The 20,303-nt window shown below is 59.5% G+C and carries 20 protein-coding genes; 8 read left to right on the forward strand and 12 right to left on the reverse strand.

What is annotated here, in order from left to right; translation table 11 throughout:
* Positions 1-7: 7 nt before the first annotated feature.
* From wecB to IEX57_RS15575, 7 genes are all read right to left on the reverse strand, one after another.
* Complete coding sequence (gene wecB / locus IEX57_RS15545; protein ID WP_188705265.1) at positions 8-1,090, reverse strand: non-hydrolyzing UDP-N-acetylglucosamine 2-epimerase; 1,083 nt, start codon at positions 1,088-1,090, stop codon at positions 8-10.
* A gap of 382 nt (positions 1,091-1,472) precedes the next feature.
* On the reverse strand, positions 1,473-2,525 hold the full coding sequence (locus IEX57_RS15550) for an OmpA family protein (protein ID WP_188705266.1): 1,053 nt from the start codon (positions 2,523-2,525) through the stop codon (positions 1,473-1,475).
* A 195-nt stretch (positions 2,526-2,720) separates the two neighbouring features.
* Positions 2,721-2,882: a hypothetical protein gene (locus tag IEX57_RS15555; protein WP_188705267.1), complete on the reverse strand. Its 162-nt coding sequence runs from the start codon at positions 2,880-2,882 to the stop codon at positions 2,721-2,723.
* Between the two features lie 125 nt (positions 2,883-3,007).
* Complete coding sequence (locus IEX57_RS15560; protein ID WP_188705268.1) at positions 3,008-3,568, reverse strand: hypothetical protein; 561 nt, start codon at positions 3,566-3,568, stop codon at positions 3,008-3,010.
* 5 nt (positions 3,569-3,573) lie between these two features.
* Positions 3,574-4,350 (reverse strand): methyl-accepting chemotaxis protein, encoded by a 777-nt coding sequence (locus IEX57_RS21460; RefSeq protein ID WP_373285200.1) that lies wholly within the window; start codon positions 4,348-4,350, stop codon positions 3,574-3,576.
* Between the two features lie 20 nt (positions 4,351-4,370).
* The gene (locus IEX57_RS15570; RefSeq protein ID WP_188691937.1) at positions 4,371-4,736 is read right to left on the reverse strand and encodes a response regulator; all 366 of its coding nucleotides are present in this window, start codon (positions 4,734-4,736) and stop codon (positions 4,371-4,373) included.
* A gap of 83 nt (positions 4,737-4,819) precedes the next feature.
* Positions 4,820-7,192 (reverse strand): ATP-binding protein, encoded by a 2,373-nt coding sequence (locus tag IEX57_RS15575; RefSeq protein ID WP_188705269.1) that lies wholly within the window; start codon positions 7,190-7,192, stop codon positions 4,820-4,822.
* Between the two features lie 461 nt (positions 7,193-7,653).
* Here IEX57_RS15575 and IEX57_RS15580 point away from each other — a divergent pair, with 461 nt between their 5' ends.
* A complete protein-coding gene (locus IEX57_RS15580) occupies positions 7,654-8,259 on the forward strand; it encodes a putative metalloprotease CJM1_0395 family protein (protein WP_229709053.1) in 606 nt (201 codons plus the stop codon).
* Here the strand turns inward: IEX57_RS15580 and IEX57_RS15585 are convergent, their stop codons facing one another.
* The gene (locus IEX57_RS15585) at positions 8,260-8,964 is read right to left on the reverse strand and encodes a glutamine amidotransferase (protein ID WP_188705271.1); all 705 of its coding nucleotides are present in this window, start codon (positions 8,962-8,964) and stop codon (positions 8,260-8,262) included. It abuts the gene before it with no gap.
* A 33-nt stretch (positions 8,965-8,997) separates the two neighbouring features.
* On the opposite strand from IEX57_RS15585, the gene IEX57_RS15590 reads away from it, so the two are divergent.
* A complete protein-coding gene (locus tag IEX57_RS15590) occupies positions 8,998-10,092 on the forward strand; it encodes a hypothetical protein (protein WP_188705272.1) in 1,095 nt (364 codons plus the stop codon).
* Between the two features lie 563 nt (positions 10,093-10,655).
* On the opposite strand, the gene IEX57_RS15595 is transcribed toward IEX57_RS15590, so the two are convergent.
* On the reverse strand, positions 10,656-11,057 hold the full coding sequence (locus tag IEX57_RS15595) for a hypothetical protein (protein WP_188705273.1): 402 nt from the start codon (positions 11,055-11,057) through the stop codon (positions 10,656-10,658).
* Positions 11,041-11,442 (reverse strand): hypothetical protein, encoded by a 402-nt coding sequence (locus IEX57_RS15600; protein WP_188705274.1) that lies wholly within the window; start codon positions 11,440-11,442, stop codon positions 11,041-11,043. Before IEX57_RS15600 ends, IEX57_RS15595 begins: the two co-directional genes overlap by 17 nt.
* A 516-nt stretch (positions 11,443-11,958) precedes the next feature.
* On the opposite strand from IEX57_RS15600, the gene dinB reads away from it, so the two are divergent.
* Positions 11,959-13,137 (forward strand): DNA polymerase IV, encoded by a 1,179-nt coding sequence (gene dinB / locus IEX57_RS15605; RefSeq protein ID WP_229709054.1) that lies wholly within the window; start codon positions 11,959-11,961, stop codon positions 13,135-13,137.
* Positions 13,138-13,301: 164 nt separating this feature from the next.
* Positions 13,302-13,715 (forward strand): hypothetical protein, encoded by a 414-nt coding sequence (locus IEX57_RS15610; protein ID WP_188705275.1) that lies wholly within the window; start codon positions 13,302-13,304, stop codon positions 13,713-13,715.
* Positions 13,716-13,724: 9 nt separating this feature from the next.
* Here the strand turns inward: IEX57_RS15610 and IEX57_RS15615 are convergent, their stop codons facing one another.
* Together IEX57_RS15615 and IEX57_RS15620 are read right to left on the reverse strand one after the other, a co-directional pair.
* On the reverse strand, positions 13,725-14,867 hold the full coding sequence (locus IEX57_RS15615) for a YbdK family carboxylate-amine ligase (RefSeq protein WP_188705276.1): 1,143 nt from the start codon (positions 14,865-14,867) through the stop codon (positions 13,725-13,727).
* Positions 14,868-14,963: 96 nt separating this feature from the next.
* Entirely contained in the window at positions 14,964-16,166 is a 1,203-nt protein-coding gene (locus IEX57_RS15620; protein WP_188705277.1) for a cation:proton antiporter, read from the reverse strand.
* Positions 16,167-16,482: 316 nt separating this feature from the next.
* On the opposite strand from IEX57_RS15620, the gene IEX57_RS15625 reads away from it, so the two are divergent.
* The 4 genes from IEX57_RS15625 (at position 16,483) to IEX57_RS15640 (ending at position 20,227) form a co-directional block, all read left to right on the forward strand.
* A complete protein-coding gene (locus IEX57_RS15625) occupies positions 16,483-17,910 on the forward strand; it encodes a sensor histidine kinase (protein ID WP_188705278.1) in 1,428 nt (475 codons plus the stop codon).
* Positions 17,897-18,463, forward strand: coding sequence for a hypothetical protein (locus IEX57_RS15630; RefSeq protein WP_188705279.1), 567 nt, complete (start codon positions 17,897-17,899; stop codon positions 18,461-18,463). Before IEX57_RS15625 ends, IEX57_RS15630 begins: the two co-directional genes overlap by 14 nt.
* A gap of 2 nt (positions 18,464-18,465) precedes the next feature.
* Positions 18,466-19,830, forward strand: a complete 1,365-nt coding sequence (locus tag IEX57_RS15635) for a sigma 54-interacting transcriptional regulator (protein WP_229709055.1) — start codon at positions 18,466-18,468, stop codon at positions 19,828-19,830.
* Between the two features lie 250 nt (positions 19,831-20,080).
* Complete coding sequence (locus IEX57_RS15640; RefSeq protein WP_188705281.1) at positions 20,081-20,227, forward strand: hypothetical protein; 147 nt, start codon at positions 20,081-20,083, stop codon at positions 20,225-20,227.
* The last annotated feature ends 76 nt before the right edge of the window (positions 20,228-20,303 follow it).

Below are 20,303 nucleotides of genomic sequence, written 5' to 3' on the forward strand. Positions count from 1 at the left end.
CCGGGGCTCAGGCCAGATCACGTTCCAGGGTGGCAATGATGCGTTCGCACGCCTTGCCGTCGCCAAACGGGTTGCCCGCGCGGGCCATGGCCTGCCAGGCCGCCGTGTCTTGCCACAGGGCTTCGACCGTCTCGATGACCTTGTCGCGGCGGGTCCCCACCAGCCTGGCGCAACCGGCTTCCAGCGCCTCGGGGCGTTCGGTTTCTTCCCGCAAGACCAGCACGGGCACGCCAAATGTGGGGGCTTCTTCCTGCAGGCCGCCAGAATCGGTCAGCACCAGCCAGGCGTCGGCCAGTGCCTGTTGCATCTCCAGATAGTCCAGCGGATTGATCAGTTTGACGTTGGGCACATGATCCAGGATGGCGTGCACCGGCTGTTGCACCACGGGGTTCAGATGCACCGGGAACACCACTTGCAGGTCCGGATGGCGCTGCGCAATCGTGGCAATGGCGTAGCAGATTTCGTTGATGTCGTGACCCCAGTTTTCGCGCCGGTGAGTGGTCACCAGCAAGTGGCCGCGGCCTTCAATCTTGCGGCCTATGCCACGGTTGTTGATCACCCAGTTCTGCGCATCAACCACGGTGTTGCCGGTCAGCGTGATGAGTTTGTCGGCAATGTTTTCTTTAAGCAGCGCCTCACGGGCGCGTTCGGTCGGCGGGAAATGAAAGCGCGCAATGCGACCAATCATCTGCCGCAGGATTTCCTCTGGAAACGGCCGCTCCGGGTTGTAGGTACGCAGGCCGGCTTCAACGTGCGCAACCGGTACGTGGTGATAGAACGCCGACAGCGCGCCCAGAAAAGCGCTTTCGGTATCACCCTGCACAATGGCCAGCGACCATGGCGTTTGCATGACTTGTTCCAGCTGGGCGCGACAACCAATGGAAAACTCGGCCAGCGTGCTGCCGCGGCGGGCCAGTTTGATATCAGGCTGGATATCAAAACAAGCCAGAATCTGATCCGCCATATCACCATGCTGACCGGTATGCAGCCATTGCACCCGGGTATCCGGGCGGGCACGCAGGGCATGGTAGAGGGGGGCGAGCTTGATGATTTCGGGGCGAGTGCCGGAGACAAGCAGCAGATTGCGCATGGCGGATTCCATAAGAAAAACCAGAAAAATATGAATGCCCTTATGAAACCGCTTTCCCTTATGACAACCAAGTTACTTTCTTGATATTTGACGAGGCAATTATCTTCTGTACATTTTTGATTATTAGTAGGCTGTGATGGAGCGGGTTCACGCAGGTCAGTCAGTATGCTGCAAGGTACGGCCGCGCTATGGGCATCAAGGTCAACTTCCCTGATGCATTGCTTGTGCGCAAATTACAAACTAGATGCGGGAATGCATTGCGGCAAGACGAAGCATTGACATCCGTTTTGGGTTGCCCCTTCTGGCACGGCTGATCACGCCGGAGACAGACGAAAAAAACCGGGCGCGTGGCCCGGTTTTCAACAATGTGGTGATCAGCAGATCACTTGCATTGCTGTGTGGTTTCGTTCTTGGTGAAACGGATTTCCACACGACGGTTTTGTGCGCGGCCAGCTTCGGTCGCGTTGGTGGCGACGGCCTGATCCGGGCCGTAACCATTGGTGGTAATGCGCGATGCATCCACGCCATGCGACACCAGGTATTGCTTGACGGCCAGCGCACGGTTTTCGGACAGGCGCTTGTTCAGGGCCAGGCTGCCACGGCTGTCGGTAAAGCCGGCCACTTCAAAGTGGATATCCGGACGGCTTTGCGCGCCCTTGACCACTTCGTTCAGCACCTTGATGTCGCTGTTCTTCAGCACCGACGAATTGGTGTTGAAGTTGGCGCCATCCAGACGAACCGGGGTGCTGGTGGTGACATCGGTACACTTCGGTTGCGGTGCGACAACCACCGGCTTGGGTTGCGGCAGGGCCGGCACCACGGCTGCGGCAGTGGCGACCACCGGGGCTGCGTTGCCACCAAAGTAGTAGTTCAGGTTCAGCGTGAAATTGTTGTTCTTCAGGCGCTGATTGTCGTTGTTCTTCACGCGCATGGTGGTCCACTCGCCGGCCAGACCCCAGTTGGGTGCCAGCTTGTATTCCACGCCCAGGCCTGCGTGCCAGTCGTTATGATCGGCATTCAGATCACCCTTGCCGTCCACATGGCCGTAACCGACTTTGGCGTACGGCAGGAACTTGTCGATCTGCTTGCCCAGCTTCAGATCAAGGCCGTAGTCCTGGCTGCCATATTTGGTCTGACGGCCCAGCACGTCGTTCTTGATGTCATGTTTGGCTTTGTCGTTGTAGTCATAGAAACCACTGACACCGACCAGCCAGTCATTGCGTTGCCAGTTGTAACCGGCTTCAACCCCTGCGGTGGCTGCGGTGGCTTTGTCCAGGTCAACATTGGTGCCGTTGCTGGTGGAGATACCTTCAGCATCAGACACGTTTGCACCCACTTTGCCGCCCACATACCAGCCGGCGAAATCATCGGCACAAATACCCTGCGCGCTGGCCAGCGCACCCAGAATGGCCACTGCCATCACGTTTGCTTTCATTTACTGCTCCTGTCTACTGTTTATTGCGGGTCAATAACAGACGCGCGGCAGTTACAGGGCTACTGCAGTTGGCCCCCCAACGCGTCGAATGCGCAATACTGGCGGAGCCGATGAAAGCTAACTATCGGATTTAACGCAAAAATTTGAGAATGTGTAATACATCATGCCCCGGTGCAGGGGCATGATCAGGCGGGATTATTCAGGCTTGGCATCGGTGGCCGTGTTGCTGGTCAGCCAGGCAAAGGCATCCGGATTGCGGGTTTCAAAAGGGGTGGACGGGGTGTCTGCAAGCGCGCCAGGGCGGGCGCTGCTGGCGGCGGGTTGCGGTTCGGGCTGCTGTTCAGGGTGCTGGGTCATGACCGGGTTTCCAGGTGATTGAAATCAAAAGCGAATCATGCAATCTGGCCAGCGGGGCGGACAGGGTCGGATTCCACAAAGTCGGATATATCCGAGGGTGAATTTTCCGACTAAGTGCCGCTGGTTCAGAACAACTCCAGCTCACCGGCGTCGGCAACGACTTCCATGACGCGCGGCAAGACAAAGTCCACCTGGGCGGTGCGGTCAGCGCAAAAGCACAAGGTAAGGCCAAACTGCATGTCGCGGTTGACCGTGGCCGTGAAAGACACGATCCCGTCAGGATTGATGCCAGAGAGGTAGTCGCGACAGTTGCGTTCCAGCACAAACGGGGTCGACATCCCGACATGCCGAAAGCCGGTACACAGGTTGCGGTTGACCGCGCCGCAGATCATGTTGACCAGCTCGGAGCACGCATCATGCAGCGCCTGGCCTTCCAGCCTGGGGGCCGCGCTGCGGGTCAGCCGCGCCATGTGCGCGCAGCTGGCTTCATCGGTGCCGAATTCAAAAACCGCAACAATGCGAAACAGATAAGACGAGATATTCAACACCACAAGGTGGCCGGTGCCTTCGTCCATCATGGCGACGCGTTCGACCTCGACTTCTTCTTGCGGATTGCTGCGCCCGTGTTCGATCAGGGCGTTCTCGAACAACTGGCTGATTGCCGTCACGGCGCCGGGTGTGAACATGGCGTTTACCCTGCCGCTGCCATGGCAGCATCAATCTTGCCGGCCGCCGCGCGCAGGCCGAAAACCGCATTGCGGATCATGTTGCTGCTGGCCTGCATGTCCTGGAACGTGGTGGTGGTGATCAGGTCGTTCTTGTGCAGGTTTTGCTGGTACTGGCGGGCGACGTCGGCGCTGGTCAGCGCCAGGTTGCGCACGCCATCGGCCACCACGGCAAAGCCCCGGCCGTGTTCGCCGGCGCGGGCGGCCTCAATGGCGGCGTTCAGGGCCAGCATGACCACGTTCTTGACGATGCGGGCAAATTCTTCGTTCTGGCTTTTCAGTTCGCGGTTATTCACCAGAATGACCTGCAGCTCATCGTGCCAGCGCTCCACCACCTGCACGATGCCCAGCAAGGATTCGATATCCTGGCGCAGCAATGCGTGCTCTTCGGCCAGCGTGGCATTCAGCTGGGCGGTGCGCACGGCCTGGGCCTGGCCCAGTTCATCCAGCGCGCTCTGGCGGGCAGCGGCTTCGCGGTCGGGCCAGCTGTCCTGCAACTGATCGTGGGCGGTGCGGGCGTGGGCCAGTGCGGCTTCCAGTTGTTGCATTTGTTGCTGCCAGTGGCTTTGCTGCCGGGCCACATCATCGGCCGCCGGGCGTTGTTCCAGCTCGGCAATGCGTCGGTCTTGCGCCCGCTTGAGCAGGTCGAAATCCTGCTGGCGCTGTCGCGCGCGCCAGCCTGTGACCACGGCGCCCAGCAAGGCACCCACCATGAAGAACACCGCGTAAAACAAGACTTCCATGAATTGCCCGCGCCCTTGCCTTAACTGGCCAGTTTCTTGAAGGTGGCGACGACAGAGGCGCCATTGAACGGCTTGACGATCCAGCCCTTGATCCCGGCGGCCTTGCCGCGTTCTTTCATGACCGGGCTGTTTTCGGTGGTCAGCATGATGATGTTGACCGCGCTGTTGTTCAGCTCGCCGCGGATCTTCTCGGCCATGGTCAGGCCATCCATATTGGGCATGTTGACGTCGCTGACCACCAGCTTGATGCCACTGTCGGCGCGCAGTTTATCCAGGCCATCCTTGCCATCCACCGCAACCGTTACCGTCATGCCGCTGGCTTTAAGAAACTCGCTTACTTCGGTGCGAACGGTGCTTGAATCATCAACAATCAGTACTTGTGCCATCAGGGAACTCCAGAGTTCGGTAGCAATTAATCAAAAATCAGAAATCCACAACGCAATTGGGCAAAAGACGGTGGCGAGCCAGATCAGACCGGCACCGATTCGCGCTCCGGCGGGCGGGAGAGCGGGGCGTCGATCTGCACCACAAAGCTCTCCGGCAGCGTGACCACGGTCGCAAACTGGCGGAATGGCGCGCCTTCGTCCTGATCGGTAAAGCGGATGGCGATATCGCCGTGTTCGCGCTTGATGAAGTCGCGTACCGCATCCATGCCCACGCCGCGGCCAGAAATATTGGTGACGGTTTGCGCGGTAGAGAAACCCGGCAAGAAAATGAGTCGGGCAGTTTCCTCGTCGTTCAGCGCGGCATCGGCGGCGATCAGGCCCTTACGAGTGGCGATCTCCCTGATCTTGCCCAGCGCCAGGCCGCGGCCATCGTCTTCCAGCGTGATATGCAGCTTGCCGCCGTGTACGGTCACGCCCACAGCCAGCGTGCCGGTGGCGGGTTTGCCCAGTGCCAGACGGGTATCGGGCGCTTCCAGACCGTGATCCAGCGCGTTGCGCATCAGGTGCATGAAGACGTTCTTCAACAGATAGCCGGCGTGCGCGGGCATGACGTAGCCCTCATCGGCAAACACCACCAGCGGCGCGGTTTTTTCCAGCTCTACGGCAAGGTCGGGCAGAGAGTCAGTCACGCTGGACAACATGTGCGACAGCGTTTCCGTGCCCAGCAGGCGCAGGGTCTTGCGCACGGCATCGCGCGCGGCAATCAGTTCATGCAGGTTGTTGGTGTTGACGTGCTCCAGGCGGTGCAGCGTGTCCTGGATTTGCACTTTGTCCACCATCAGGTAGCGTTCCGGCGCCGGTGCGGCCTGGCCGGCACCCTTGCGGCCCAGGCTGACTTCATTGATGCGGGCATAGTGCGTGACGGCGGTGCGCACGGCGGTCAGTTCGGCCAGCAACTGCTGCTGGTCCCACACAATGGCCGGCTGCGGCTGGCGCAGGTCGTCGTAGCTTTGCTCGGCCTCATGCACCACGCTGGTCAGGTGGTTCAGACCATAAGTGCGCGCGTTGCCCTTGATGGTGTGCATGTTGCGGAACAACTGGTCGATGACCGCCGTCTGGCGCTCGGCGCTCTCGCGGATCAGGATTTCGTTGTCGTCCACAAACCGGAGCGTGCCAATGATGAAGTCGTGGAATTTGTCCTGGCGCACGGCCAGCACTTCACCAATCATTTCAAGTTCGCGGCGCTGGTCGCTGGCTTCTGCTGCCAGCTTTCTCAGTTCGGTTACATCGCGCACGCACAACATCATGCGCGCGGTATTGCCGGCTTCATCGGTAATGGGCGACCAGTTCAGGTCCAGCACCTTGATGCGGCCATCGGCCATGGTTTTCTCGACTTCACCCACCATCAGATGCTGGTTGAATTCGAAGTTCATCACGTCTTCATCAATACACGCGCCCCATACGGCGTCGACCTGCGCCAGCGCATCGGCCGACAGGTTGGTGTTGCTGAAGATCACATCCATGACGTTGCGGCCGGCAATGTCTGCGGTTTCCAGAATGGTAGACAGATACGCCGAATATTCCGGGTGGATGATGCTGCCGCTTTGCACGGTCAGAATGCCCTGCGGCATGTGCTGCAGCATGGCCTGAATGTCGGCCGTTTTCTGGCGCAACAGGGCAGAGCTGGTCTGGATCTGTTCGATCATGACGTTGAACGCCACCATGGACCGGCCAATTTCATCCTTGCGGTCTGCCGGCAGGCGCTGGCTGAAGTCCTGGCTGGCGGCAATGCCGGACATCATGGTCTGCATCTGGCTGATGGGGCGGGCAATCTGGCGATACAGCAAAATGCCGATCGCAGTCAGGATGATGACCGCCGCCAGCGTCACCGCGCTGACCGTGCTGACCGTGCGGGCCAGGTTGTGGTTCAGTGCGCTGATGGCGGCGTCTTTGCTGCGGTTTTTCTCAACCCGCAGGGTCTGCACAATCTGTTCCAGCTCGCCCTGATATTGCGCCACGCTGGCAAACAGCGTGGCCGCGGCGATCTCTTGCTGGCCTGCCTGCTTGAAATTGCGGGTGTCTTCAATGGCGCTGAAATAATTGGCCATGCTTTGCTGGGCCTGCTGCACCAGCTTGTTCTGGGTTTCCGTGCTGGCTTCACGCTGCTGCTGTTGCAGGCTCTGGGTCAGCGCGGCCTGCTGCTGCTTGAGCGCATCTGCGGCTTGCGTGGCAGTGTTGTCATCCGGCGCAAAGACCAAAGACATGGTGGTTTGCTGGACATCTTTCAGCCGCGCCATCAGATCGGCAGAGGCCAGGGTGCTGGGCACCACGCCTTCAGTCACAAGGCGTACTTCAGAGGCATTGGCGCGTGACTGCAGTACGGCATAACCGCCAATGGCAGCAATGGCCGCAAAGGTCAGTGCGACAAGCAGAACAATACGTTGCCGGATGGTCATCTTACTCGCCCTTTCGGTATTTGCTTACAAACAGAAGATTTCGCAATCGCGCGCTTTGAATGCCATTCATCCGGATGTCTGGCCGGGCTGCTTGCCGGTTTGATCAGAAAAGCCGTTTGTTTATGCGGGGAAAATCAGCGTGGTCTGCAGTGTGTGCTTGCCCGGCCTGCTTGAAGACAGACGGTAAACAGGCCTGCATATTAGTAGATGGTTATGAATGATTTATTGAGATGCGCTGTCGTCTGTTTTGTATTGTGCTGACAGTTTTTGTTTTGTATGCGCGCCGCCACACGGCTGGCGTCACTCAGGTATGCTGATTTATCCGCCTTTCTTGCCGGTGCCCACCAGCCGCAATGCCGCGCCAGGCCGCGTATCGCCAAAGTCTTGCGGTGCTGAATGAATCAGTAAGAAAATGACTGGCATACATTCACTTGTATCTTCTTGTCGCAGCCATGCTTGCCGTGAACAGCTCTACAGCCAGTACTCTGGTGCGCGCTGCCGCGCAGACGGGCACTGCTGTCCAGCAATCGGGCAACAACCCGCAGCAAAACGGCAACCAGAACACCAGTCAGGCCAGCCAGAACGGCAACGCCGCTAACAGCAGCAACAGCACCAGCAATGCCGCCACCCCGCGTGGCACCGACGGCAAAGCCCTGACCCCGGATCAGCAGCAGCAAGTCGACAAGCTGGTGAAGATAGACAAAGACACGCGCGCGCATGAACAGGCCCACCTGGCCGCCGCCGGCGGGCTGGCCGTGGGCGGCCCCAACTACAACCTGACTACCGGGCCGGACGGCAAACAATACGCCAACGGTGGCGATGTCCAGATTGATGCCAGCGAAGGCCGCACGCCAGAAGAAACGGTGCGCAAGGCCAAAATCATCCAGGCCGCAGCACTCGCCCCGGTCGACCCCTCCGCGCAAGATCTATCCGTGGCCGCCCAGGCCAGCGCCATGGAAGCCAAAGCCCAGGCACAGATCGACCAGCGCACCCCGCAAGGCAAGCAGGTGGCCAGCGCCTACCAGCCAGAATTGCCCCCGTTGTCGTCGTTCTCTGCCGTCGCCTGATTACAGCGCTGCCAGCCAGTCACGCCAGAACAGCGCTGCCGCCTGCGTCAGGGCCGGCGCATGCAACTGGCTGGTCTGCCGCAAACCAGAAACATTGATCCCGGCATGCGCCAGCTCACTGGCATGACCGACATACCAGCGCTCCAGCCCGGCCGCAGACACCTCGGGGTGGAACTGCAAACCCAGCGCCCAGTTGCCCATGGAAAACGCCTGACTGGGGTACTGCGCTGTCGCCGCCAGATGGCTGGCGCCCACCGGCAAATCAAACGTGTCGCCGTGCCAGTGCAGCACCGGCACTGCTGGCAGCAGCAAATGCGCCATGGCCGGGCAATCCGCGCTTTGCGCTGCGGCCTGCAAGGGCTTCCAGCCAATCTCTTTCCCGTCTGTTCCCGGATAAACCCGCGCGCCCAGCGCCGCCGCCATCAACTGAGAGCCAAGACAAATCCCCAGCGTGGGCCGCTGCGCCGCCAGGCGTGTCCGCAGCAACGCGGTTTCTTGCGCCAGGAACGGGAAATCATGCTGCTCATACACCCCGACCGGCCCGCCCAACACCACCACCAGATCCCACGCCAGCGGGTCTATCCAGCCAAAATTGGCCGTGGTCGCATCGCACAGTTCAATGCTGTAACCCGCGCGCTGCAGTTCAGGGGTAAGCGTACCGGCATCTTCAAACGTAACGTGCTGGATGATCAGGGCTGTTTTCATGGGGGAATCCGGGAAGGGTAGCCGGATATTGCAATGCAGCATTCGTGCTTATTCAAGCACATTGATGCCCAAACGCCAATGGTGCCTGAATGGGTTCAGGCATTGGTCAGAAGGGCTAGAGTCAGCACCTGGCCGTCACGCGACAGAGATATCTGCATTTTTTGCAGGACTGCGGGCGGTGACTGTTTTCAGGGCAATCATCCGCAGTCTGCTGTTCGTCATTTAGTGTTGATTCGATTGCTTATCGGCCGAAGCGGGCATTTTGGCCAGCGTGCTACTTTGGCCGCTGTCGGCCAGAAGCGGTCGATGATGATAGAGTGTCTTTCAACCCTATCTCTTCAACTTACGGCCATGAAAATTCAGACATTTGAATCCTTGGGACAGTATCACGATAGTTGGGCATTGATCATTGGCTGTGCCCCGGATCACTTCCCTGAATACGATTGGGATATCCCCCCGCGCAGCCAAGCCCAACGTCTGGAAGAGGCCTTCGCAAGCCTGCGGGCGGGAGCGCACTTCGCGGAGAAAAAGATCAAGACGCCTCGACTCATTAGCGTATTTCATGAACTGCTAAAGATGTCGCATGAGGCCTTTCTGAGAGGTGATAGGCAGCGTGGGTGCCATGTGTTGCAGGAGGCCGAGGGCCTGGTCTGGCCGAGCCGTGCAACCCACCCGAAGCACGTTGTCGAGGCGGAGCGCAGAGCATTCGGCGACGTCGTTTTGTTCAAAGAAGTCGTCGTTTCGCCCTTCCCCTATGAAGGTAGCGAGGCCGATCTTGGTGATATCCAACGTAAGCTTTGGATGCATGCGAGCGCACAGATGGACGCTTTATCTAATGACAAGATAAGCGAGACTCAAACGTGGGTGGCTGATTCTAACGGCGAGATTCATGTCGTCAAGGCACGCTCAAAAAAAGGCGTGCTTCAAGCCGTGAGTGATGGGGTTCGGCTGGCGCAGATACAAGGCTATGCCATGGCAACCCTTATCGGCCACGACCTTCTTATTGTGGATGTGGAGCAGTACGGTAAACCGCGCATCTCAATAAGACGATTGACTAAACCCGGCGATACGCTCAACCCGCGCTTCCATCTCTACAAGCCAGACGTGTTCACACAGCAAGACGGCTGATCGCCTCGTGAATCAACTGTTTCGTGGCATCGGTTACAAGAGACTGCCACAAGGCCGGTTTGGCAAATGATGAAGGACTGCTTTAGTTCGAAAGCTGACTGCTAAGCCAAGAATACCAAGCGTCCGCTCAGGCCGATGAGCTGCCCAGAGTTGGTTAGGGCTGGCGGCAAATCGGCCGAAGCAGACAAACGCGCTGCCATGCCCGTACGGCTGCTTGGGCCCAGTACCTGCCACCAGGCACCTCCATGCGAATCCAAAAGGAACGGATGCTAAATCCCGATGCTACCCAAACCCGGGGTGACGTCGGTTCGACCATGACGTCAGGCCCTTGCACGTAATTCCAGTGTCCAGGGCGGAGTCCTCTCTGGCTGCCAAAGAAAGAACGCTGTGTCCGCCTGATATCCAAGCGAACAAGGTACTGTTGTTACTAACTGGGAGAGGGGTTCAAGCGTTTGAGTGCCGAATGTAACGGTCTATCAGCTATCTGGGGCGGAGGGGGTTGTCAGTGACCGCCTCGTGGATGAATACCCTCTGCATTGAAGCGAAAGCTCACTTCATATGGGCTACGATGCTGATGCGGTATTTCTTTTGACTAGCAGCGCACCCAAAAGTGCGAAACCAACAATAAACCCCGCCCCCATCCAGTAATCGCCAAAAAATGCGAGGTGATCCGGCTGAATCATATGCTTGAACTCATCTGTCATTAGAAAGCAGGCAAACATGAGCACAGCAAAAGCGCTGAAGGCTGCTGAGCCCAATAGCACCGCGCCGCTGTCACGCTGCCATGATTGAAAACGGCTTAACAGCAGCCCCAACAGGAGAGCAATCACTGCAGGTGTTGCGAACCCAAGCATGATGAACAGCTTGGTACCGGTTGGCAGGCCGCTGATAAATGCCAGCACACAGACCGAATACAGGAAAAAACCAGCGATGGCTTTAAAGCCGACGCTAAAAATCTGGCGCATTTGCGGTGTCCGTCTGCGCTGCAAAATATTGATTTGCTGTTGGTCGGAACAGGAAAAAAACAATGATCAGAAAAATGACAAGGCCTGGAATGAGCGCCGGTTTCATCGGCGATGTCGCGAGACTGACCGCGAAACCGAGCACGCTCCAGCCGCTATAAAGCAACCGCGCCCAGTGACGGCGTTTGAGCAGAGCAACGCCCGATATCACGGTCACCAGCAGCCCCACAAAGGTCAACAGAAACTGGATCGGTATCGGCAATGGGCTTTTTTCCATTAACGCCCGCACCATGGGATTGTTGAAGGTGAATACAACAGAAATCAGGCTAAAGGCCGCGGTCACAATAAGAAACCAGCCAATGATGGTGATGGAGACAGGACGCTTCAAGCTATTAACCCTTTTCTGATTATTGGAATTGGAAATTTGCCCAGGTTGGCCCATCTGCCGGATTGCTACCGCTGCCACCTGAGGCAAGCAGAGTGAGTACAGTCGGGGAGTCTATATCGATCTAATCGACATAAATACTGTAACTCCCTGACGGTGGCATTTTTGTCTGTTTTTTGCGAAGGGAGATCAGTCCTTCAACATAACGTTTGAACGCACCGGCGTGCGCGGCTTTTCGGCCGAAGCGGATATTTCCTTGATGCGGGTTTATGTGTCGTTCGATACAACTCTATGTGCCGTAAATGCAGGCGTATCTGTCGCGCGACGCCTGCCAAACCCCCCCCCCCCCCCCCCCCCCCCCCCCCCCCCCCCCCCCCCCCCCCCCCCCCCCCCCCCCCCCCCCCCNGCGCAAGATCATCCCCGTTGATTGCGATTGTTTTTGCCCCCGGGCCTTGATGGCCGGACGCAGGCTGTTGCGGTGTCATCTGGCTGGCCACCATGCCGGGCGAGGGCGCTTGCATGGGCCACGATGACGCCACCGCGGTGCAGCCCGCGGATGTGCCGGCGCTGCCACGGCGGATTGCCCATCTGGATATGGACGCGTTCTACGCGTCGGTAGAGTTGCTGCGCTACCCGCAGTTACGGGGCCAGGCGGTGGTGATTGGCGGGGGAAGCGCATCCCGGCCGCAGGATCATGGCAACGGTGTGTTCACCTACGCACGCCTGAAAGACTATGTCGGGCGCGGTGTGGTGACCACATCCACCTACGAGGCCCGGGCTTTGGGGGTTTTTTCGGCCATGGGCATGATGAAGGCGGCAAAGCTGGCGCCCGATGCGATCTTGCTGCCGGCAGATTTTGATTCTTACCGGCATTACTCTGCGCTGTTCAAGAACGCGGTCAGAGAAATTGCGCCTGATATAGAAAACCGCAGCATTGATGAGATCTATATCGATATCGCCAGCATGCCGGGCGATTCCATGAGCATTGCCACCCGCTTGAAAGACGTGGTGTTTCAGGCCACCGGCTTAACCTGTTCTATCGGTATTTCTTCTACCAAACTTGTCGCAAAGATGTGTTCAGAAATGAACAAGCCCAATGGCATTGCCATTATTCGCGATGATGAAATTGAAGAAAGAATCTGGCCGCTCGCAGTCAGCAAGATTAACGGCATTGGCCCCAAGGCCACGCAGAAACTGGCGGCGCTGGGCATTACCACCATTGCACAGCTTGCGCATTTTGATCCGTTTGTCTTGCAAGAGAACTTTGGCAAGCAATATGGCGCGTGGCTGCACCGGTCTGCGCACGGGCTGGATGATCGCCCTGTGGTGACCAAAGCAGAGCCCAAATCCATCAGCCGTGAAACCACGTTTGGCCGTGATCTGGACGTCAAGATAGACCGCCCGGTGTTGACCAATTACCTGCTTGATCTGTGCAAATCACTGGCGGATCACCTGGATAGAAAAGGCTATCTGTCTTATACGATCGGCATCAAGCTGAGGTTTGCCGACTTTCACACCGTCACGCGGGATATCACCCTGCAACGCCCCAGCGCCGGCTTTGAAGACATTGTGTCCGCGGCCAGAGAATGCCTGCGCCGGGTGCCTATCAATAGCCGGATCCGGCTGCTGGGGATCAAGGCCAGCAATTTGACCCGTGAAGCCGACAACATCCAGGTAGAGCAGGGCACGCTGTTCTGATCCCCGGCGCGGCTGGCGGGTATGTCGGTCAATCAGGCCCCGGCCAATGCGGCGTCCGGCCATGATGGCGCAGCACAAATCCGCTTTTCGATGTCCTTCTATGTCCTGGCCTGGACCACCTGTTTATCTTGAGCGCTCACTGCCCGGCATGCACCGGGTAACGCATGTCCTGCTTGCCGGGCACACCACGCCGCCGGGCGTATCCGCTGCTTGCGCAACCAACCAGGTACCGTTGGCGCCTGGCCGAAACGGAAGACGCCGAAGAGGCACTGCCGCCGCACTTTCCTGCGGTGCCTGCTTCTTACGTGACCGCGTTTGCCGAGCAAACGACACAGGACATATGCACGCTGGACGAGATCAGCCGGCGCGAAGACACCCAGGCGCTGCGGCGCTGGCTGCACAAGCTGACCGGGGGGCTTTCGGTGCTGGAGCCCTCCATGTTCCTGTATGAATGCCAGGAACTGGCATCGTCCCTGGAAGCCACTGACCACTGGGATGATCTGGCCGATTTTGTGGCCGTTATCCGGCAAGACCTGATCGAGTTGCAATCCTTGCTGGAAAAACGGGCCGTGGTGTGACTGGGGAAGCTAGCGTGCCGATCCGGGCGGGCTGGCGGGCGTCATCCAGCGCCCCGCCTGCAGGCGCACTACGTCGTTGATGGACTGTTCTTTCTCCAGCGTATGGCGTAACCAGCGCGTGTCAGAGCCGTTTTCTTCGATCTCTCTTTGCAGCACTTTCAGCCCGGCCTGGCCTTGCAACTGTTCAGCATAGGGCATGACCCGCTGCAGCGTTGCCAGAATATCGCTGCCGATATCGGTATGCCGGCCGGTATAGGGGTCGATCAGATTGCCTTGCGCGCCAAAGCGGCAGGCCTGGAACCGGTTGTAGGTATAAAGCTCGTAAACATCGGACGAGGGCTGGTACGGCCGCTCGGTCAGGTAATACTGGCCCAGCGCTTGCGCATAGGCCGCCAGCGCCGCCGCTTTTTCTACGGTCAGCGGGGTGTCGCAAACGCGCAGTTCCACCGTGCCGTAGCCGGGCTTGGGGCGGATATCCCAGTAAAAATCCTTCATGCTGCCCACCACGCCCATGTTTTTCATGCGCTCGAAAAAGGCCCGGAACTCATCCCAGCTTTGCACAAACGGCATGTGCCCCGACAGCGGAAAAGCGTTGATGGCATTGAGCCGCGCGGTATGAAACGCGGTGTCCTCCCCCTGCGAGAACGGCGAAGAGCCCGACAGCACAATGAAATGCGGGATATGCCGCGACAGCATATGCACCAGATACACTGCATCGTCGCCACTGGGGCAGCCCAGATGGACGTGCTGGCCGAACACGACAAACTGTTTGGCCAGATAACCGTATAACTCGGACAGTTGATGAAAGCGCGGCATATCAAAAATGCGCTGTTCGCTCCACTGGTGAAACGCGTGCGTGCCGCCGCCGGCAACGGCCAGATTGAGCTTGCCGCACTGGCGCGTGACCTCGTCACGCAAGGCACGTAGTTCCAGCAGCAACTCGTCATAACGATGGTGGATGGAAGAATTCAGCTCGATCATGCTTTGCGCAATTTCGGGCTTGATCAGGTCTTTATACGGGGTTTTGCTGAGCAATCGCAGCAGATCGGGTGCGCCGCGGGTCAGGTTGTAGTCCCGCGTGTTGAGTACCTGCAGTTCCAGTTCCACACCCATGGACATCCGGGGCGAAGATTGAAAATCCATCTCGTCCATATTGCGCCTCCTGGTGTCCTGGGCGGACACACTCATCATGCTGTGCGGGCTGGTTGGAGCGTTGCCCCTGGTGTTTCGTTCCTTGCGCGCCGTCTGTCAGGCCTGCCGGGTTTCGCGGGCCATGCGCAACGCCAGTTGGGTGAGGATCGGCCCGACCAGCTCCAGCAGCGCCACCGAACCCAGCACAATGGCGCGCAGGGTTTCGCCAAACTGCGGGTACAAGCGGGCAACGTCTTCGGCCAGCACCAGCGCGGTGCCCGACACCGGCAACAACACCAGTCCCAGCCAGGCCGACTTTTGAACGCCAAGGCCAGAGAACGGCGAGATCAGCATCACGCCCAGGAACTTGCCGGCAAACCGGGCCAGCGTGTAGACCAGCGCCGCCATGCCACCCAGCAATAGCGTGTGCCAGGACAGGCTGGCCCCCGCAATCACGAACAGCACCGCCAGGAACAAAGAGCCATAGCGGCCGACATCAACCGCCGCCACGCGGTGTTCGTGATCCAGGTTCTTGATGAACACGCCAAATACCAGCAGCGTGATCAGCACCGAAAAATGCAGGACAGAGGCAAACCCGATCGCCGTGAGCACCATGCCCAGTACAATGGCCAGCCGACTGTCGCTGGTCTTGCTGGTCAGGCCGGCGAGCCACAAGGTACTGCGGGCGGCCAGAAAACCCAGCACAATCGACCCGGCCACCACCCATAGCGGGTGCAGCAAGGCCAGCCGCAACGGCGCGCCCTGATCCAGGTGCAAGAACGCCAGCAGCATGGACACCGTGATAAACGCAATGACACCATTGGCCGCCACCAGATTCATGGCGCGATCAGTCAACTGGCCTTCAGCGTGGGTATCCCGGGCGATCATCCAAAGTACGGCGGGCGAGGTGGAAATACCGATGGCCGCCGCCATGCCCGCCAGCAACGGGGGCTGGCCCAGATAAAGCAGTGCGCCAAAGGCAAGCGCAAAACCCAGGATGCTTTCAGTGATGCAACTGACTGCAAGCCAGCGATCTTGCCGCCACCATTTAAAATCCAGCCGCTGACCGAACTCGAACAGCACCACGCCCAGCGCAATATCCAGCAAGGGGCGCAACTTGAGCACGGTGGCGTTGTCGATGATGTCCAGGCCGCTGTTGCCCAGCAACATGCCGACCAGGGTAAAACCGGTCACTCGCGGCAAAAAGCCGGATTTATGCACGGCACCGCCCGCCACAAACGCGGCGACCAGCAAAATGCCGAAAAGAGCGACTACATTGAATTCAAAGGGAAAGGATGGCAGAAAATCCAGGTCTTGCATGCCAGGCTCCACGGTTGGATTCGGGCCGGGTTGGCCACCAGGATACCGGGCTGGCGCAGCGCCGGCAGAAACGAAGAGAGCGGCTGTCGTCCGGACAGCGTGGTAAGGTCAGGCAAGGCAAACGGGCCGCTACGGGTGGGCCTGAAGCTCTACGATTAAAGAACAAAAAGCGGACCGGTGTCGCGCAGTTTTTGCGCCAGACGCCGCGCACGGGCAGTACAGAACTGGCGCAAAGCCAGGCGGGGCGGGGCTTGACGGCGTGTGCATGCGCCGGTGCAAAACAATATGCCAGGACGGCCCTGGCGGAGCCTTGTTCATGCTGAAACTGTTTCCGCAATCGCTGGGTTTCTGGTCTGTCACCCTGTTTTTGACCACGGTGGCGCTGTTGGGTGCCACCTCGGTCAACGCGCTGTGGATGATGGAAAGCCTGGGACGCCAGAGCCGTACCGCTGCGCAAAATGCCGCCACGCTGACCGAACAGGCGCAGCGCCTGCAGGAACGCACGCTGACCATGGAGCGCAGCGCCCGCCAGTTCCTGATCCTGAACGACACCAGTTTTCGTGACCGTTACATGGACGCCTGGAAAGAAGCGCAGCAAGCGCTGCGGGCGGTGAAAGCCAATTCCGGGTTGCATCAGCCGGTGTTCAACGAATGGCTGGATACCTCTGAGACCGCTGGCGCCGTGCTGGCGCGCTCTTTTGACGAAGCCGGGAAACAACAGCGCTTTTTGTTTGCCCAACTTGCGCACCTGCGCGAACTCAACGACGAGATCGCCCAGGATGTACGCGTCGGCATTGCCAACCGCAATGACTCTTTCCTGCATGAACTGGACCGCCAGCGCACGCTGCTGATGTGGCAGCTGATCGCGGTTGGCGGCATTGCCGTGGTGTTGATCGTGGCCTGGCACCTGGGTTTTGCCCGCCCGCTGCGCCGCGTGGTGGATGCCATTCATCAGTTGGGCGAGAACCGGCTGGCCGATCCGGTCGTCATTGCAGGGCCGGGGGATTTGCGTCAGCTGGGGGTGCAACTGGACTGGTTGCGCCGCCGCCTGCTGTCATCGGACGAAGAAAAAACCCGCGTGCTGCATCATGTCTCGCATGAACTCAAGACGCCGCTGGCGGCCTTGCGTGAAGGTGTGGCGCTGCTGGATGAAGGGATTATCGGGCCGCTGGAACCGCGCCAGCGCGAGATCACCGGCATACTGCAGCAAAACGTGCTGACGCTGCAGGCGCGGATCGAAGACCTGCTGCGCTATCAGACCATTGCCTGGCAGGCACGCCGCCTGACCCGTGTGGCAGTGGATGTGCGTGAAGTGCTTGAAAACACGGTAGAAGACCAGAAACTGCAATGGCAGGCGCGCAATCTTGAGGTCAGCATCACCGGCCCCAATGCCGTGATCACCGCAGATGGCGAAAAGCTGGCCATGGTGGTGGGCAATTTGCTGTCCAACGCCATCCGCTTCAGTCCGGAGGGCGGGACGGTGGCACTGTCCTGCATGCAGGCCGATGGCAGCACCATTATCGAATGTGCGGACGACGGGCCCGGGATTCCGGCCGCCGAAGCCGCACGCATCTTTGAGCCGTTCTACCGGGGCGGCGGCCAGCCGGCCGTAGCATCACCCGGGCACGGCATTGGCTTATCCATTGTGCGCGAGCTTGTCGAAGCGCATGGTGGCATCGTTGAACTCGTCGCAGCGGGCCCGGGAGCCCGCTTCAGGATCACACTACCCGATGAATCGCATTAATCCCCGTTCTTTTGCCCCGCTGGCGCTGTGGTTGGCAGTGAGCCTGCTGGGTGGTTGCGCGCAGGGCTGGGGCCTTCGGCATGCGCCACCGCCCGCAGTGACGCCCACCCCGACACCTGTACCAGAGCCGACCCCGCCGCCGCCTGATCCGGTGCACACCCTGGTCGACTTCTACAGCTTTACCCGGGCCATGCCCGCCGCCGAACTGACCCGGCGCGCCGGCGAGCTGGCCAACGGCGTGCAAACGCCGGAAACCATGCTCAAGCAAGCCATCTTGCTGTCGCAGACGCGCAATCCGCCGGATCTGGCCCGGGCCATCAGCCTGGCGGAAAACGCCGCGCGCACCGACAACCCCTTGCGGGGCGCGGCGCAGATGCTGGGCCAGCAATGGAATGACCGCCGCCGGCTGGAAGACCAGCTGGATAAACAAACTGCCGCGACCAAAGACGCGCAGCGACGGGCCGACCAGATCAAAACCCAGCTGGACGCCCTGAAGAACATCGAGAAAGACATGGCCGGGGACAAAGCCTCCGCCCCGGCCCGCAAGGAATGACCATGGAAAAGCCGCACCTTTTGTTTGTGGATGACGATGCCGACATGCTGCGGCTGATGGCGCTGCGTTTGCAGGCCGCGGGTTACCGTGCCACTACGGTGGCCTCTGCCGAACAGGCGCTGGCGCAGATCGCCGTGGAATGCCCGCAACTGGTGATCAGCGACGTACGCCTGCCCGGCCAGGATGGCATGGCGCTGTTTGAAGAAATCCGCCAGCGCCACCCCGGTTTGCCGGTGATCCTGCTGACGGCGCACGGCACCATTCCGGATGCCGTGGACGCCATGCAGCGCGGCGTGTTCTGTTATCTGACCAAACCGTTTGATGCCCACATCCTGCTGGAGAAAATCGCCCAGGCGCTCAACCTGACTTCTTCCGCCGGCAGCACGCAACAGCAGGGCGGTGAAGACTGGCGTGGCGGCTTGATCAGCCGTAGCCAGATCATGGAAGAACTGCTGGGTGAAGCGCGGCTTGTGGCTGCCAGTGACGCCAGCGTGCTGATCCAGGGTGAAAGCGGCAGCGGCAAGGAAGTGCTGGCCCGCGCGCTGCACCGCGCCAGCCCGCGCGGGCGGGGCCCATTTGTGGCGGTGAACTGCGGCGCGATCCCGGAGCAATTGCTGGAGTCTGAACTCTTTGGTCACATCAAGGGCGCCTTTACCGGCGCGCTGGCCAATCACCGGGGTCTGTTTCAGGCTGCCAACGGTGGCACCTTGCTGCTGGATGAAATTGGCGATATGCCGCTGCCATTGCAGGTAAAACTGCTGCGGGTGCTGCAGGAAAAAGCCGTGCGGCCGGTGGGCGCCAGTGAACCGGTGGCAGTGGATGTGCGTATTGTCTCGGCCACACACCGCGATCTGGATGCGGCCATTGCTGCCGGCCAGTTCCGGGAAGACCTTTATTACCGGCTCAACGTGGTGTCACTGACGCTGCCACCGCTATCGGCCCGGCGCGAGGATATTGCGCTGCTGGCGAATCACTTCCTCACCCAGATTGCCACGCGTTACAGCAAATCGGTGACGGGCTATGCGCCAGACGCCATGGAGGCGCTGGTGTCGGCGGCGTGGCCTGGCAACGTGCGCCAGTTGTACAACGTGGTCGAGCAAGTCTGCGCGCTGGCAACGGCGCCAATCATTCCCTTGTCGCTGGTACAGCGCGCCTTGCGGCTGCCAGCCCAGGGCATTCTGAACTACAACGACGCAAAGTCCCGGTTTGAGCGCGATTACCTCACCCAGCTTTTGAAAGTGGCCGATGGGAACGTCACTGATGCCGCCCGCATTGCCGGTCGCAACCGCACGGAGTTCTACCGGCTGTTGCAAAAACACGGGCTTAATCCGGGTTTGTTCCGGCAAGGTTCAGAGGGTGTCGCTTGATGGCGACATTCATATTGCGCCGCAGCGCACGTCAAACCTGGCTTTGCCGGGTTTGACAGTCGGCCGGCGTCGGGTTTTGACGACATTTACCCCCTGTTTTCACCCGCAATTCTGGCCCTTTTTAAACGCCCTCACCGCAAACCCTTGATATTGCTGGCTTTAACAAAGCTGGCACGACCCTTGCATTAGTACCACTACCTCCCAGAGATTTTTGAGGTTTTCTGTTTTAACCACTGGAAAGGAGTACACGATGCAAATCCGTAAAACTCTCGTGAATGTCGCGTTGATCGCCGGTACCGTTTTGCTGGGCGCAGGTGCCTATGCAGCTGGTACCTCTGGTACATCTACCGGTGCGGATAATCCGCCGGCCAGCGCACCACAGAGTCTGACCCGTTAAGGCTCTATCTCCCGTGACCGACTGACCCTGTGCTGGCCACTGCAATGGTGGCCGGCGCGGGTCTGACGATGGGTGC

Source organism: Silvimonas iriomotensis, from assembly GCF_014645535.1.
Lineage (GTDB): Bacteria > Pseudomonadota > Gammaproteobacteria > Burkholderiales > Chitinibacteraceae > Silvimonas > Silvimonas iriomotensis.

What these genes read in the sequence shown, in the direction of transcription:
- IEX57_RS21460 (WP_373285200.1), bottom strand. Translation starts at nt 4,350, where the DNA reads ATGGAAGTCTTGTTTTACGCGGTGTTCTTCATGGTGGGTGCCTTGCTG.
- IEX57_RS15595 (WP_188705273.1), bottom strand. Translation starts at nt 11,057, where the DNA reads ATGCGCCAGATTTTTAGCGTCGGCTTTAAAGCCATCGCTGGTTTTTTC.
- wecB (WP_188705265.1), bottom strand. Translation starts at nt 1,090, where the DNA reads ATGCGCAATCTGCTGCTTGTCTCCGGCACTCGCCCCGAAATCATCAAG.
- IEX57_RS15590 (WP_188705272.1), top strand. Translation starts at nt 8,998, where the DNA reads ATGCAGCATTCGTGCTTATTCAAGCACATTGATGCCCAAACGCCAATG.
- IEX57_RS15635 (WP_229709055.1), top strand. Translation starts at nt 18,466, where the DNA reads ATGGAAAAGCCGCACCTTTTGTTTGTGGATGACGATGCCGACATGCTG.
- IEX57_RS15640 (WP_188705281.1), top strand. Translation starts at nt 20,081, where the DNA reads ATGCAAATCCGTAAAACTCTCGTGAATGTCGCGTTGATCGCCGGTACC.
- IEX57_RS15620 (WP_188705277.1), bottom strand. Translation starts at nt 16,166, where the DNA reads ATGCAAGACCTGGATTTTCTGCCATCCTTTCCCTTTGAATTCAATGTA.
- IEX57_RS15575 (WP_188705269.1), bottom strand. Translation starts at nt 7,192, where the DNA reads ATGACCATCCGGCAACGTATTGTTCTGCTTGTCGCACTGACCTTTGCG.
- IEX57_RS15585 (WP_188705271.1), bottom strand. Translation starts at nt 8,964, where the DNA reads ATGAAAACAGCCCTGATCATCCAGCACGTTACGTTTGAAGATGCCGGT.
- IEX57_RS15630 (WP_188705279.1), top strand. Translation starts at nt 17,897, where the DNA reads ATGAATCGCATTAATCCCCGTTCTTTTGCCCCGCTGGCGCTGTGGTTG.
- IEX57_RS15615 (WP_188705276.1), bottom strand. Translation starts at nt 14,867, where the DNA reads ATGGACGAGATGGATTTTCAATCTTCGCCCCGGATGTCCATGGGTGTG.
- IEX57_RS15555 (WP_188705267.1), bottom strand. Translation starts at nt 2,882, where the DNA reads ATGACCCAGCACCCTGAACAGCAGCCCGAACCGCAACCCGCCGCCAGC.
- IEX57_RS15560 (WP_188705268.1), bottom strand. Translation starts at nt 3,568, where the DNA reads ATGTTCACACCCGGCGCCGTGACGGCAATCAGCCAGTTGTTCGAGAAC.
- dinB (WP_229709054.1), top strand. Translation starts at nt 11,959, where the DNA reads ATGGGCCACGATGACGCCACCGCGGTGCAGCCCGCGGATGTGCCGGCG.
- IEX57_RS15625 (WP_188705278.1), top strand. Translation starts at nt 16,483, where the DNA reads ATGCTGAAACTGTTTCCGCAATCGCTGGGTTTCTGGTCTGTCACCCTG.
- IEX57_RS15570 (WP_188691937.1), bottom strand. Translation starts at nt 4,736, where the DNA reads ATGGCACAAGTACTGATTGTTGATGATTCAAGCACCGTTCGCACCGAA.
- IEX57_RS15550 (WP_188705266.1), bottom strand. Translation starts at nt 2,525, where the DNA reads ATGAAAGCAAACGTGATGGCAGTGGCCATTCTGGGTGCGCTGGCCAGC.
- IEX57_RS15610 (WP_188705275.1), top strand. Translation starts at nt 13,302, where the DNA reads ATGTCCTGCTTGCCGGGCACACCACGCCGCCGGGCGTATCCGCTGCTT.